The 13903-nt window shown below is 61.2% G+C and carries 15 protein-coding genes; 12 read left to right on the top strand and 3 right to left on the bottom strand.

Annotated features, from left to right (window positions below; all coding sequences use genetic code 11):
• The 3 genes from ACKWJN_RS12495 to ACKWJN_RS12485 form a co-directional block, all read left to right on the top strand.
• The coding region (locus ACKWJN_RS12495) for a Rieske (2Fe-2S) protein (protein ID WP_408597382.1) at positions 1-827 on the top strand (827 nt) is incomplete at its 5' end.
• An 88-nt stretch (positions 828-915) separates the two neighbouring features.
• Positions 916-1326, top strand: coding sequence for a hypothetical protein (locus tag ACKWJN_RS12490; protein ID WP_408597380.1), 411 nt, complete (start codon positions 916-918; stop codon positions 1324-1326).
• Entirely contained in the window at positions 1323-3296 is a 1974-nt protein-coding gene (locus ACKWJN_RS12485) for a YhgE/Pip domain-containing protein (RefSeq protein ID WP_408597378.1), read from the top strand. The genes ACKWJN_RS12490 and ACKWJN_RS12485 overlap by 4 nt, the downstream gene beginning before the upstream one ends.
• Here the strand turns inward: ACKWJN_RS12485 and ACKWJN_RS12480 are convergent, their stop codons facing one another.
• Together ACKWJN_RS12480 and ACKWJN_RS12475 are read right to left on the bottom strand one after the other, a co-directional pair.
• Entirely contained in the window at positions 3297-4265 is a 969-nt protein-coding gene (locus tag ACKWJN_RS12480; RefSeq protein WP_408597376.1) for a Bug family tripartite tricarboxylate transporter substrate binding protein, read from the bottom strand.
• A 23-nt stretch (positions 4266-4288) separates the two neighbouring features.
• Positions 4289-5281: a tripartite tricarboxylate transporter substrate binding protein gene (locus ACKWJN_RS12475; RefSeq protein ID WP_408597374.1), complete on the bottom strand. Its 993-nt coding sequence runs from the start codon at positions 5279-5281 to the stop codon at positions 4289-4291.
• A gap of 72 nt (positions 5282-5353) precedes the next feature.
• Between ACKWJN_RS12475 and ACKWJN_RS12470 the strand changes: the two genes are divergently transcribed.
• From ACKWJN_RS12470 to ACKWJN_RS12430, 9 genes are all read left to right on the top strand, one after another.
• Positions 5354-5878, top strand: a complete 525-nt coding sequence (locus ACKWJN_RS12470) for a GlcG/HbpS family heme-binding protein (RefSeq protein WP_408597372.1) — start codon at positions 5354-5356, stop codon at positions 5876-5878.
• Positions 5879-5952: 74 nt separating this feature from the next.
• Positions 5953-6801, top strand: a complete 849-nt coding sequence (locus tag ACKWJN_RS12465; protein WP_408597370.1) for an alpha/beta fold hydrolase — start codon at positions 5953-5955, stop codon at positions 6799-6801.
• Positions 6802-6830: 29 nt separating this feature from the next.
• On the top strand, positions 6831-7796 hold the full coding sequence (locus tag ACKWJN_RS12460) for a Bug family tripartite tricarboxylate transporter substrate binding protein (RefSeq protein WP_408597368.1): 966 nt from the start codon (positions 6831-6833) through the stop codon (positions 7794-7796).
• Between the two features lie 34 nt (positions 7797-7830).
• The gene (locus ACKWJN_RS12455; RefSeq protein WP_408597366.1) at positions 7831-8316 is read left to right on the top strand and encodes a cupin domain-containing protein; all 486 of its coding nucleotides are present in this window, start codon (positions 7831-7833) and stop codon (positions 8314-8316) included.
• A gap of 95 nt (positions 8317-8411) precedes the next feature.
• Entirely contained in the window at positions 8412-9506 is a 1095-nt protein-coding gene (locus ACKWJN_RS12450) for an alpha/beta hydrolase (RefSeq protein ID WP_408597364.1), read from the top strand.
• A gap of 18 nt (positions 9507-9524) precedes the next feature.
• Positions 9525-10295 (top strand): molybdate ABC transporter substrate-binding protein, encoded by a 771-nt coding sequence (locus ACKWJN_RS12445; RefSeq protein ID WP_408597363.1) that lies wholly within the window; start codon positions 9525-9527, stop codon positions 10293-10295.
• 27 nt (positions 10296-10322) lie between these two features.
• Positions 10323-11348, top strand: coding sequence for a Bug family tripartite tricarboxylate transporter substrate binding protein (locus ACKWJN_RS12440; RefSeq protein WP_408597361.1), 1026 nt, complete (start codon positions 10323-10325; stop codon positions 11346-11348).
• A gap of 26 nt (positions 11349-11374) precedes the next feature.
• Positions 11375-12124 carry a class II aldolase/adducin family protein gene (locus tag ACKWJN_RS12435; protein WP_408597359.1) on the top strand — a complete coding sequence of 250 codons (750 nt, stop codon included), beginning with the start codon at positions 11375-11377 and terminating at the stop codon, positions 12122-12124.
• 39 nt (positions 12125-12163) lie between these two features.
• The gene (locus ACKWJN_RS12430) at positions 12164-13144 is read left to right on the top strand and encodes a Bug family tripartite tricarboxylate transporter substrate binding protein (RefSeq protein ID WP_408597358.1); all 981 of its coding nucleotides are present in this window, start codon (positions 12164-12166) and stop codon (positions 13142-13144) included.
• Here the strand turns inward: ACKWJN_RS12430 and ACKWJN_RS12425 are convergent.
• A partial coding sequence (locus ACKWJN_RS12425) for a CaiB/BaiF CoA transferase family protein (RefSeq protein WP_408597356.1) occupies positions 13131-13903 on the bottom strand: 773 nt, incomplete at its 5' end. The two genes, ACKWJN_RS12430 and ACKWJN_RS12425, sit on opposite strands and share 14 nt — an antisense overlap.

Raw genomic sequence — 13903 nt, 5'->3', positions numbered from 1 at the left:
ACGGCTGGACGTACAACCCGCAAGGCCGCGTGGTGGTGATTCCGCAGTACGACGCCGCCCGCGAAATTCCCAAGGACTACGCCACCACCGCCTACCACTGCCAGGCCCGCTACGGCTACGCGTGGGTGGCGCTCGAAGAGCCGCAGGCCGACATTCCGGAGGTGCCAGAGTTCGGCGCGGCGGGCTGGCGCACCATCTTCCAGTTTTACGAGCGCTGGGAGACCAGCCCCATGCGCGCGCTGGAGAACTCCTTTGACAACTCGCACTTCAGCTTTGTGCACCGCGCCACCTTTGGTGTGGCGGCTTCACCCAAACCCAGCAAGTACGAGCTGGTGGACAACGAGAAAGGTTTTTATGCCGAGACCATCATCCAGGCCGTGAACCCTGAGCAGTTTCAACAAATCAGTGGCGTGAGCGACCCCATCACCACGCGCCACATGCGCAACGCCTACTTCTTGCCGTTCTCTCGCCGCCTGGACATCGAGTACCCCTCGGGCATTCGCCACATCATCATCAACTGCTTCACGCCCATTGACGATGGCCACATTCAGCTGTGCCAATGGCTGTTTCGCAACGACACCGAAGCCGACTGCCCCGAGGCCATGCTGGTGCACTTTGACGAAGTCATCACCCGCGAAGACAAAGACATCTTGGAGTCCACCGACCCCGACGCCGTGGTCGATCTGCGCCGCCGTGGCGTGGAATATTCCATGGACTCGGACCGCCCCGGCATCTTGATTCGCAAACACCTGATGACGCTGCTGAGCGAGTACGGCGAAGCCGAGGTGCACCGCGGCAGCATGCAAAGCGGTATTGAAGGCCACTGAAGCGCACGCCGATTGCCTCTAGACTTCACACTTGACCCATCCGCGCATGTCGTGTGCGCGAGGGTTCAATCTGTGAAAGGCACACAAGATGGCAATCGGTTGGCTCAAAGTGATTCAAAGCGTCCCCTGGTCGGACGTGATCAGCAACGCCCCCAAAGTGGCCGATGGTGCCAAGGGCCTGTGGGACCGCGTGGCCAAGAAAGCCGGCATAGACACCGCCGCTGAAGCGACAGCCCCCAGCCAAGACATCACGCCCCCCACCGAACTCGAACAGATCCACACCGACTTGGCACGCTTGACTGCACACCAACAGCAGTTAGAGGTCCAACTGGTGTCAGCGACCGAGTTGATCAACACACTGGCGCAGCAAAACCAAACCCTGGTGCAGCGGGTGGATCGGCTGCAAAGTCGCATGCGCTGGTTGGTCGTGAGCGCGTTGGCGGGCTGGGTGACGATGGGCGTGCTTGGCTGGAAGACTGCTTTCATCACGTTCACATGACAACAGGCGCTGACGCCCCTCGTCTCAGCTCTGGCTGGCAAACCTTTCGCCAACAGATCGCGTGTTTGGCGCAGCTAGAGTTCCGTGCGTACTGGCACCATCGCAAGCTCATGTGGGCCGCGCTGGTGGTGGTGCTCATCCCCTCGATTTACCTGCTGATCTACCTCTCCAGCGTGTGGGACCCGACGGCACGCGCCACCGCGTTGCCGGTGGGCTTGGTCAACCTGGACCAGGGCTTCACCTACCGCGACAAAACACTCAACATTGGCCACGACTTGGTGACCGCTTTGCAAGCCAAAAAGCAATTGGGTTACCAAAGCTTCAACGACGAGGCACAGGCACGCCAACAGGTGCGCCAGGGCAAGCTGTCCTTTGCGCTCATCATCCCGAATGACTTCAGCGCCAACGCCGTACCTGGCTTGCAAGCCGACCAAGGTCGCTTGGTGGTCTACACCTCGGCGGGCAACAACTACGAAAGCTCGGTGCTGGCCTCGCAATTTGCCAAGGCATTGGGTCAAGAAGTCAACCAGACCTTGAACGAACAGCGCTGGACCCTGGTGCTCAACGCCAGTGCGGGCTCGCAACAAAGTGTGGACCGCTTGCGCGCTGGCATGACGCAGTTGCGCAGCGGCGCCTTGGACTTGGCCAACGGAGCCAGCAAGGCAGAGTCCAGCAGCACCAGCCTGCGCCAAGGCGCCAGCCGCCTGCAAGAAGGTGTGTTGCGCCTGACCGACGGCACGGTGCAACTGGGCTCGGGCATTCGTGCGATGGAGGCGGGCCTGCCTCCGATTGACGATGTGCGCAGTCTGCGCACCGGCGCAGAAGCCCTGGCCACTGGACACCAAGAGTTGGACAAAGGCCTGCAAGAAATTCGATTGGGCAGTCAGCGCATGGCGCAAAGCGTGGGCGCATTCAAGGCAGAAACCGAAAACAGTTTGTTCGTGCCCACCGCTGTGTCCGATGGTCTGGACCGGGTGCGCTTGGGCGCCGAGCAATTGGATGTGGGGTTGGTGCAAGCCCAAGAAGGCCAACAAAAACTCAGCCAAGGTGCCACCACCCTCAGCGCCAAGGTACGCACCTTGACTTTTGGTGTGCGCGACCTGCGCCAAGGCTTGCGCGGCATGAGCAGCAAATTGCCCGAGGACAGCCAACTCGACACGCTGCGCAATGGCGCTGCCGATCTCACACGCGGCAGCACACAGCTCAACGAGGGTTTGCAAAGTCTGCGCGCGGGCTCACACTACCTGTCCGCAGGCATCGACCTGATGACGCAACAACTGCCCAACGCGGTGGGCTCGATCGAAGGCAGTGCCGAAGGACTGGCCCATTCGGTCACGCCCATTTTGGAAGTTGACGCCCAAGTGGCCAACCACGGCAGCGGTTTTGCGCCCAACGTCATTCCGGTGGCGCTGTGGCTGGGCGCGGGCATTGCCGCGTTTCTGGTGCACCTGCGTTTGCTGCCGCGCTTGGCGCAAGGCTTCTCCAAATGGGCCATGTTTGCGGGCAAGGTGTCGGTGCCAGCCACGGTGGCGTTGTTGCAAGCGGCAGGGGTGCTGTTCACATTGAAGGTGGTGCTGGGCATCGCCATCGCACACCCGCTGCTGTTGGCGGGCATGCTGGCCATCTCATCGCTCACCTTTGTGTGCATCGTCTATGCCTTGACGCGCGCTTTTGGGGATGCGGGCAAGGCCATCGCGATGTTGTTTTTGGCTTTTCAGGTCTCTGCCTCGGGTGGTTTTTTACCCGTGGAGCTCAGCGGCAGTTTGTATGCCCACATCAGCCCTTGGCTGCCCATGACCTGGGTGGTGATGGGCGTGAAGGCCTGCATGTTCCACGCTTTCGAGGGTGACTGGCTCACCCCTTTGCTGATCACGCTGTGTTGGGGCCTGGCCAGTGCCTGGTTGGCCTGCCATGTGGGGCGCTGGCGCTTTGTGCCACTGCGCCGCATGCGGCCGATTCTGGACGTCTAGTCAATCAAATTTCGCGCCTGAACGCTTGACCACATCGCGCCACTTGGCCAACTCGCGCTTGATCAAGTCGCCAAACTCCTCAGGCGTGCCGCCTGCGGGTTCGTCGCCAATCACGCCAAAGCGCTCTTTGAAACTGGACGAGGCAATGGCGCGGTTGGTGGCTGCGTTGAGCTTGTCCAGCACCGGCTTGGGCAAGCCCGCAGGTGCGATCACACCGGTCCAGGTGGGCGCATCAAAGCCCGGCACCCCGGCTTCGGCAATGGTGGGGATGTTGGGGAACCCTGGCGAGCGGCGCGCGCCACTCACACCCAAGGCTTTGACCTTGCCCGAGCGTGCATGGGGTGCAATGGAGTTGAGGCTTTCAAGCAGCACATCGACTTGCCCGCTCATCAAGTCGTTGATGGCCAGCGCACCGCCTTTGTAGGGCACATGCACGATCTGCGTGCCGGTCATCAGCTTGAACAACTCGCCGCCCACATGACCCGGCGAACCATTGGAGGACGATGCATTGGTGAGCTTGTCTGGGTTTTTCTTGGCATACGCAATCAACTCGGCCACGCTGTTGACGGGCAAATTCGGCGACACCGCCAACAGCATGTGCCCGCGCGTGACCAAGGCCACGGGTTGAAAATCTTTTTCAATGTCGTAGGGCAGTTTGGCCATCATGTTGGGGCTGATGGCCAAGGAACCCACGGGGCCCATGCCCAGGGTGTAGCCATCGGGTGCGGCTTTGGCCACCAGGTCCAGGCCAATGGTGAAGCCGCCGCCGGGGCGGTTCTCCACCACGATGGTTTGACCCAGTTGCAGCGAGAGTTCGCTGGCCAAAATGCGCGCCGCTGTGTCGGTGGCGCTGCCAGGGGCTTGCGGCACGATCAGGCGAATGGGTTTGTCGGGGTAGTCGGCGAGGGCTGACGTCCAACCCAGCAGCAACGCGGCGGCCAACAAGCAGGTGTGAGTGAACAAACGCATGGTCATCCTTTGAGGTTAGAGGGTCAGTCGAATTTGGCGCCCGAGGCTTTGATGAGTTTTTCCCACTTCTCGGTTTCTGCCGCCATGTATTTGGCAAAGTCAGCCCGTGTGCCGCCCAAGACATCGATGCCTTGGCTGAGCAGTTGTTGTTTGACTTCGGGCGCTTGGACCGACTGGTTGATGGCCTGCGACAACTTGTCCTGCACATCACGCGGTGTGAGTTGCGGCACCAACACGCCAAACCAGACCGAGGTTTCATAACCACTCAAGCCCGACTCGCTGATGGTGGGCAACTTGGGCGCGATGGCCGAGCGTTGCGCACTGGTCACCGCCAAGGCCTTGAGCGCGCCGCTTTGGATGTGCGGCAAAGCGGTAGATGCGGGCGCAAACATGACCGGCACCAAGCCCGACAGCACATCGGTCATGGCTTGCGAGCTGCCTTTGTAGGGCACGTGGCTGAGCTTGACCCCAGCCATCAGGTTGAACAACTCGCCCGACAAATGCGGCGAGGTGCCGTTGCCCGATGACGCAAAGTCAATCGCACCCGGTTTGGTTTTGACCAAAGCCACCAACTCCTGCACCGTGCTCACGCCCAGTGAGGGGTGCACCACCAAGATGTTGGGCAAGCTGGTGACCAAGGTGATGGGGCTCAAGTCGGTGGCGAAGTTGAAGGGCAAGCTTTTGCCCATGCCCGCATTGATGGTGTTGGCCACCGAACCCAGCAACAGGGTGTAGCCATCCGCGGGGCTGCGCACCACACCGTCGGTGGCGATGTTGCTGCTGGCGCCGGGCTTGTTGTCGACCACCACGGCTTGACCCAAGGTGTCGCTGAGTTTGCGCGCCAAAATGCGTGCGGTCACATCGGCCGAGCTGCCGCTGGGGAAACCCACCACCAGTTTGATGGGCTTGTTGGGGTAACTGGTTTGCCCCCAAGCGGCGCTTGCCAAGACCAGGCACAGTGCGGCCATCCAGGTGCGGCGTGCGCTGTCGCCAAGGTGATGCCTAAGGGTATTCATGTTGTCTCTCTGCGTTGTGGTTGTCACTTCAATCCTAGAATATTTTTAGTCTCCTTACTTTTTTACATTTCCATGCCCAAACTCAAAATTGCAGAATGCCGCGAATTCATCCAAGCCGTTTCGGCCAAAGCGCTGGACATGAAAGTGCCCGTGGCCATTGCCGTGGTCAACGCAGAGGGGCATTTGTTGGCGCTGGAGCGCATGGACGACGCGGGCTTCATCACCCCCGACATTGCCACCAGCAAAGCCTTCACCGTGGCCGCTTTTCGCTCGATGAGCCCACGTTTTCCAGATGGCTTGGCCATTCAGCAATGGTTCAAAGAGCGCAACCCGCAAATGCTGATCAATGCCTCCATCTTCACGGGTGGCAAGGTGGTGGTGTCCGGCGGTTGCGCGCCGATCTTCAAAGGCGACGAGATGGTGGGTGCTTACGGCGTGAGCGGCGGCACCTCCGACCAAGACGAGATCATGGCCATTTACGCGCGCGAAAAAGTAGGCTGGGCACACCGTGCTGAGAACGATGCCACGCCACCCGAAGTCAGACAGCACATTGAAGAGCTGTACCGCAAAGCGGGCTTGGACACCGGCAAGCTGTGAGCGTGCCACGTAGGCGACACAGCCGGGTTTTATTTCATGGACACTCTCGCATCTTTTGACTCAGCGAACACAGCATGCCTATTTTGAATATCCGTGGTTTCAACATGAACTATGAGGTGGTGGGAGACACCGGACCTTTTGTGGCCTTGACCACAGGCGGTCGTCGGGGCTACGCCGAGTTCATTCCCTTCGCGCACAAAATTGCGGCCAAAGGTTTTCGCGTGGTGCTGCATGACCGCCGCAACACCGGGGCCTCTGACGTGGTGATTGAAGGCCAAGAAGGCGAAGAAGAAATTGCGGCCGACGACTTGATGGCCTTGCTGGCCCACCTCAACGCCCTGCCCGCCTACATTGGCGGCACCTCGTCGGGCGCACGCATGTCCATGCTGGTGTACCTGCGCCACCCCCACAACGTCAAAGGCTTGCTGCTGATGCGCATCACCGGCGGTGACTTTGCTGCGGGGCGCTTGCCTGAGATGTATTACAAACAGTTCATCCGTGCCGCGCAAGAAGGCGGCATGGCGGCGGTGTGCGCCACCGAGCAATACCAAGAGCGCATCAAGGCCAACCCCAAAAACTTGGACTACCTGATGAACATGGACCCGGCCCACTACATCCGGGTCATGAGCCATTGGCTCGACATCTTTTTGCAAGGCCCCCGCAAGCCTGTGTTGGGCATGACCGATGAAGCCCTGCGCTCGATCCAAGTGCCCACCCTGGTGGTGCCGGGCAACGACAACACCCATGCATCCGTCAACGGCCTGGCCGCTGCCGAGTTGATTCCTGGCAGCGAGTTGTACAACCTGCCCATCGAAGACCAAGACGTGCCGCTGCTGCCGTTCTCCGCTTGGTCTGAGCAAGAGCCCGAGCTGGCACAAGCCTTGGCCGACTTCATGCACCGCGTCGAAGCGCGCGCGCACTGAACCTGTATTGACCGTTCGAGGAGATCGATGTGAAGTCTTTGAAACAACTCTGTCTGGCCGTGTCATGTGGCCTGCTGCTGCACACCGCGTGGGCGCAAAACTACCCGAGCAAAACGGTGCGCATCATCGAACCCGCAGGCCCTGGCAGTGCGGTCGATGTGTTTGCCCGCAAACTCACGCCCGGTTTGGCCGACAAGTTTGGCCAGTCGGTGGTGGTGGAAAACCGCCCAGGAGGCAACAGCGCCATCGGCGCACGTGAAGCCGCGCGGTCAGCGCCCGATGGCCACACGCTGTTTCACGCCAACATCAACAACTCGCTCAACGACATCCTGACCAACGATGCCTGCTGCCGTTTGAACGAAGCCTTGGTGCCGGTGACCTTGCTCACCAGCACCCCGCTGGTGATGGTGGCCCACCCGAGCTTGGGCGTGAAGACCTGGAAAGAGTATTTGGCTTTGGCCAAAAGCCAACCGCAGTTGCTGACCTTCGCCTCGGGCGGCACAGGCTCGATCACCCAGTTGTTGGGCGTGAAGATCAACATGATGGCCGGACTCGGCGTGCGTGAGATTCCCTACAAAGCCATTGGCGCTGAACTGCCCGACCTGATGGCCGGCCATGTCGCCACCGCCTACTTGGCCCCGGTGGTGGTGGCCCAGCACATCCGCTCTGGCAAGTTGGTGGCCTTGGGCGTGGCGGGTGCGCGTCGCATCCCCATCTTGCCTGAGGTGCCCACCTTGGCCGAAGCCGGTTTGCCTGACGCGGAAGCCTCGGGCTGGAACGGTTTGTTTGTGCCTGCGGGCACGCCCAAGCCCATCATCCAAAAGTTGCAGGCCGAAGTCAGCGCCATCATGGAAGCGCCCGCCTTCAAAGCCGAGGCCTTGAGCCTGGGCTATGAGTTGGGTGGGTCCAGCTCAGAAGAGTTTGCCAGCTACATCAAGTCCGAGGTCGCCAAATGGGGCCGCGTGATCAAAGACGCCAAGATCAAAGCCGAATAAACCCATCCACTTTCAACCCTCCTCAGAACTCACCATGAAAACTCCCAGCATCCGACGCGTGGTCACGGGCCACGACGACCAAGGCAAAGCCATCGTCAAGATTGACGAAATCTGCACCCACTTCAAAGAGGGTCGTCCCAACGGTCAGATTTGCAACATCTGGACCACCGACACCGCACCCGCCGACAACTCGGCGCAAGACGACAAGGGCCAGCGCCCCGGCAAGTTCACCATGATCGAAAACGGCACCGTGTTTCGCATCTTGGACTTTCATCCCGGCGTTGAGCAGCGCGTGCACCGCACCGACAGCATCGACTACATCGTGGTGATGTCGGGCGAGATCGACATGGAGCTGGAAAGCGGCGAAGAGGTACACCTCAAGCAAGGCGATGTGATGGTGCAGCGCGGCACCGTGCACAACTGGATCAACCGGGGCACTGAGCCCTGTGTGATGGCCGTGATCTTGATTCACGCCAATCCCGTGCAAGCCGGCGACAAAACGCTCCACGCTTTTGGCTAAAGCCTGACACGCTGTCTCCTACGTGCTTTTGAGCTGGGTGAACTGAGCCAAGAATGCTCAGGCCCACAAAAACCACACACACAGGAGACATCGCCATGACCAAACTTTCTCTCTCGGGGCTGCTGTTAGGCAGCCTCTTGTCTTTGGGGCTGCACGCGCAGCCTGCGGGTTATGCAGAACTGGCTGCGTCACAAGCTGCAGCCAACGCGCAAGCAGGTGCGCGCAAGTCACCGGCCCATGTGAGCCCGCCACCGTCGAACGACGTGAGCCCCGCCATGCAGGCCATGATCGCGGCACCCTACCCGCCCCACTTCAACGCCGACCCGAAAACCCCTGCCGAATGGAAAGAGCTGGTCAACCGCCGCGCTGCGATGGTGGTGGCAGGCCTGCCTGCGTTGAAAGAGAAGTTAGGCGTCACGGTGCAAGCCACCCAGATGGCCGGTGTGCCGGTGTTTGTGGTGACACCCAAACACCCGGTGGCAAAAAACAAAAACCGCGTGCTGATGCACGTGCACGGCGGTGGCTATGTGTTTGGCCCCGGCGAGTCGGCCTTGCCTGAAGCCCTGTTGCTGGCCAGCTTTGGTGGCTACACCGTGGTGTCGGTGGACTACCGCATGCCGCCCGATCATCCCTACCCCGCCGCCATGGACGACGCCATGGCCGTGTGGAAAGAACTGCTGAAAAAACACTCGGCCAAACACATGGCCGTGTTTGGCACCTCCACCGGCGGCGCCATGACCTTGGCGCTGGTGTTGCGTGCCAAAGACGAAAAAGTGGCCTTGCCCGCCGCCATTGCACCCGGCACGCCGTGGTCTGACATCGCCAAGATCGGCGACACCTACGAAACCAACGAATGGGTGGACAACGTGTTGGTCACCTGGGACGGCTGGCTGGGCCGCGCGGCGCTGTTGTACGCCAATGGCCGCGATTTGAAAGACCCGCAACTCTCGCCCATCTATGGCGACTTCTCACACTTCCCGCCCACCATTCTGACCAGTGGCACACGTGACTTGTTTCTCTCCAACACCGTGCGCACCCACCGCAAACTGCGCCGTGCCGGGGTGGTGGCCGATCTGAATGTGTACGAAGGCCAATCGCACGCGCAATACGGCTTCAATGCCGATGCCCCTGAAACCCGCGAGGCATTCACCGACATTGCCCGATTTTTTGACCGCCATTTGGCCCGCTGAATTCATGATCAACGTTACATGACACGCCTCACCACACAGGGCATACGCCTGCTCGCGACGGTGCTGATGGCGCTCTCTGCATCGGCCCAAGCGGTGGAGCTCAAAGTGATCAGCGGCAATGGCTCGCGCCCTGCGGTGATGGCCTTGTGCCAGCAGTTCGAAGCCGCTACCGGCCACAAGGTGACGGTGGAGTTTGCGGTCAACCCACGGGCTCAGAAAAAAATCCAGGACGGCGAGGCTTTTGACGTGACGGTGCTCAACCCGCCCACGCTGGATCGGGTGATCCAAAGCGGGCACGTCCAAGCCGACTCGCGCCGGGTGATCGGACGCATTGGGCTGGGCGTGGGCATCCGCCAAGGTGCGCCCAAGCCCGACATCCGCACGGTGGAGGGCTTCAAGCAAACCTTGCTGGCCACACGGTCGGTGGCGTACCCCGGCGAAGGGGCCAGTGGGATTTATTTTGAAAGCCTGATTCAACGCTTGGGGCTCGGTGCCGAGATGAAGCCCCGCATGCGCCCCATGTCGGGCGAGTACAACGTGGAAGGTGTGGCGCGGGGTGAGGTGGACATGGTGGTGGTGGTCGCGTCACGCATGTATGGCGTGCCCGGCGTGGAGGTGGTGGGTTTGATTCCCGACGCCTTGCAAACCTGGATTGGTTTTGCCACAGCGGTCGCCACGCGCAGCGCCCACCCGTCAGAGGCCCAAGCCTTGGTGCGTTTCATGACCAGCCCGCCGGCTGACCAGACGCTACGCCCCATCGGCATCGAACCCTTTGTCGACGCACCTTGACACCCGATTCACCTGAAAGCGTTGTCCATGCATCCCTCCATGATTGAGCCCAAGCCAGCCACTTCACAACGCATGTTCTTGCAAACCGCACGCCTGTGCCTGCTGGGGCTGTGGGTGGCCTTGGCACCGATGGCCTGGAGCCAAACACCCCCAGCCAACTTTCCCAACCGAACCGTCACCTTGGTGGTGCCGTTTTCCACCGGCACCTCGGCCGATGCCATGGCACGTTTGCTGGGGTCCAAACTCAGTGAGCGTTGGGGCGTGCCCGTGGTGACCGACAACCGCGTGGGCGCCTCAGGCTCGATTGGCGCGGATGCGGTGGCCAAGTCTGCGGCCAATGGCCACACCTTGTTGTTCACCGCCACCTCGCATGGCACGGTGCCAGCCCTCAAGGCCAAATTGCCGTTTGACCCGATCAAAAGTTTTGAGCCCGTGGCCTTGATGGCCACCAGTGCCTTGGCGCTGGTGGTGCCGCCTCAGCTGGGAGCGAAAAATTTCAACGAATGGCTCAGCTTGGTCAAAGCCAAACCGGGTCAACTCAACTACGCCTCGCCCGGCAACGGTGTGGTGCAACACCTGGCCATGGCCTTGCTGCTGCAAGAAACCGGCGCCAGCATGAGCCATGTGCCCTACAAAGGCGCAGCGGGTGCCATGACCGACCTGATGGGCGGCCATGTGCAAGCCAGCATCGTGGCGCTGCAAACCACCAGCAGCTTGATTCAGAGTGGGCAATTGCAGATGCTGGCCGTGATGAGCGACGAGCGCTCCCCTGTGTTTTCCAAAGTCCCCACCCTCAAAGAGCTGGGCTACCCCAATTTGGTGGTGGACACCTGGTACGGCATCTTCGCGCCAGCCGGCACACCGCCGGAGGTGGTGGCCAAACTCAATGCCGACTTCAACACCTTGCTGCAACTGCCCGAGGTGCGCGAAGCCATGACCAAGCACGGGCTCAGTCCGGCAGGTGGCAAGCCCGAGCGCTTGGGGCAACTGCTGTCGCGCGAAGTGACACGCTGGAAGCAAGTGGTCAGCACCGCCCACATCCAAGCAGACTGAACACCCTTACCTGACAGAGAGACACCATGAGTTTGTTGCAAGATTTGGTCATCGCCTCGCGCACCTGTGCTGAGCACGGCGTGATCGACGCCTACGGGCATGTGAGTGTGCGCAGCGAGACCTCACCCGAGCGCTACTGGATGGCCCGCGCCGTGGCGCCCGAGCTGATCACCGAGGCTGACCTGCTGGAGTTTGACCTCGACAGCAACCGCATCCAAGACGGTGGCCCGGCGGCCTACAACGAGCGCTACATCCACGGCGAGATCTACAAAGCGCGGCCCGATGTGCACGCCATCGTGCACAACCACTCGCATGCGGTGGTGCCCTTCAGTTGCACCGGCTGTCGGCTGCGACCGATATTTCATTTGGCGGCGTTCATTGGCGAGGGCATTCCCACCTGGGACATCCGCGACGCACAACGTGGCAGCGACATGCTGGTGCGCAACAGCCAGCTGGGGCAGTCCTTGGCGCAGAAACTGGGGAGCCACCCCGCTGCGCTCATGCGTGGCCATGGCTCGGTGGTGGTGGGTGCAAGTTTGGCCATTGCCGTGGGGCGCACCATTTACCTCGACCACAACGCCAAGATGCAACTGCAAGCCATGCAGATGCAAGCCCTGCAATCGCCCGGGCAGTTGGACGAAGTGGTCTACCTCGACGACGCTGAGGTGGAGGCCTTGTCGTGGCAAGCCTACGTGCGCTCGTGGGACCTGTGGCGCACCCAATGGTTGCCGCGCTTGGCCGCAGAGGCGGCACAGCCCCAAATCACGTCGTCCTGACCCACTTTGTCCTGGCCCACTTTGATCAGACCTACACCGATGACACGCCGACACTTTCTTCAACTCGCCAGCAGCGCCTTGGCACTGCTGGTTTGCGCTGGGGCCTGCGCACAAAACGCAGCCACGTGGCCCAGCAAAAACATCCGCCTGGTGGTGCCCTATGCCGCAGGTGGTCCGGCAGATTTGGTGGCCCGCGAACTCGCCCTCACCTTGACAGCAGACCTCAAACAGTCGGTGACGGTGGAGAACATGGGCGGCTCGATGGGCGTGCCCGCACTGGGTGCCGTGGCACGGGCCGAGCCCGATGGCCACACCTTGTTGATGGCGGCGGTGGGCAATGTGGTGCTACAACCCATGCTCAGCAAACACGGCGGTGCCGACCTGGTGGCCAAGCTGCGCCCGGTGTCGATCATTTCCACCGCGCCACATGTGCTGGTGGTGAGTGCCAAGTTGCCCATCAAGTCGGTGGCCGAGTTGGTGGCCTATGCAAAAGCTCACCCAGGCGACATCAGCTTTGCCTCTGCGGGCACGGGCGGTACATCTCACCTTGGCATGGAGATGTTCAAGTCGCTCTCCAAAACCGAGGTGATCCATGTTCCCTACAAAGGCAGCTCTGGCTCGGTGAACGATTTGATTTCGGGCCAAGTGAGCGCGCTGTTCAGCAGCCTGCCCTCGCTGCAAGGCTTGATCGACAAGGGCTATGTGCGCTTGCTGGCGGCCACCGCGCCCAGCCAATCCCCGGCCACCAAAAATTTGCCGCTGATGTCGGCCACCCTGCCCGAGTTTGAATACGCCACCTGGTACGCCATGTACGCACCGCTGGCCACACCGCCGGCGTTGGTGGAGCGCATCAACCAAGCCCTGACCCGTGCGCTGAAAAACCCGGCCCTCACCAGCAAGGTGGAAGCCGCAGGCACCGAGCTGCGCACAGGCTCGGCCGATGAGGTGCTGCTGTGGACCCAACGCGATGCGGCCAAGTGGCGTCGCGTGATCCAAGACGCCAAGATCACGCTGGAGTAGTGCCGTCCACTGGGTGGCTGAGGGCGTCAATCTCTGCCGGGCTGTAACCCAGCTCGGCCAACAAGGCCGCGTTGTGCTCGCCCAAGCGCGGCGGTGACAGGCGAATGCCTGGGCGCTGACCATCCAGCGTGAACGGCAGCAACACCGCTGGGGCGCTGCGCCCATCGGGCAAGGTGATGGGCGACAAACCGCCGCTGGCTTGCAGGTGCGGGTCGTCGAGCAATTCATGCGGACGCGTGATGGGTGCAAACGGCAAGCCGTGTTGCTCAAAGACAGCAGCCAAGTCGTGTGCAGACCAACTCGCCAAGCGTTCGCGCAAGATGGGCATCATCCAGTCGCGGTTGCGCACGCGGTCGTTGTTGCTGTGCAAGCGGGCGTCGGCTTTCAGGTCGGCAAAGCCAAAGGCGTCGCAAAAAATGCCCCAGGCGGTGTCGCTGACCACGGCTAAAAAGATTTGCGCCTCGTCTTTGACCTGGAACACGTCATAAATGCCCCAGGCCGAGATGCGCGCGGGCATAGGAGCGGCGGCTTGGCCGGTAACGGCAAACTGCATCATGTGCTGAGCCATCAGGAAGACATTGTTTTCAAACAAGGCACTTTGCACTTCTTGGCCCAGCCCCGTCTTCTCGCGTTGCGCTAGCGACGCCATGACACCCAAAGCGCCAAACACGCCGCCCATGATGTCGTTCACGCTGGTGCCGGCACGCAAAGGGTCGCCGGGGCGGCCGGTCATGTAGGCCAAGCCACCCATCATCTGCA

The organism is Limnohabitans sp. (assembly GCF_046052825.1).
In the GTDB taxonomy this organism is placed as follows: domain Bacteria; phylum Pseudomonadota; class Gammaproteobacteria; order Burkholderiales; family Burkholderiaceae_C; genus Limnohabitans.
The sequence above is the reverse complement of the archived record's forward strand: the minus strand, read 5'-3'. Positions and strand labels throughout refer to the sequence as shown.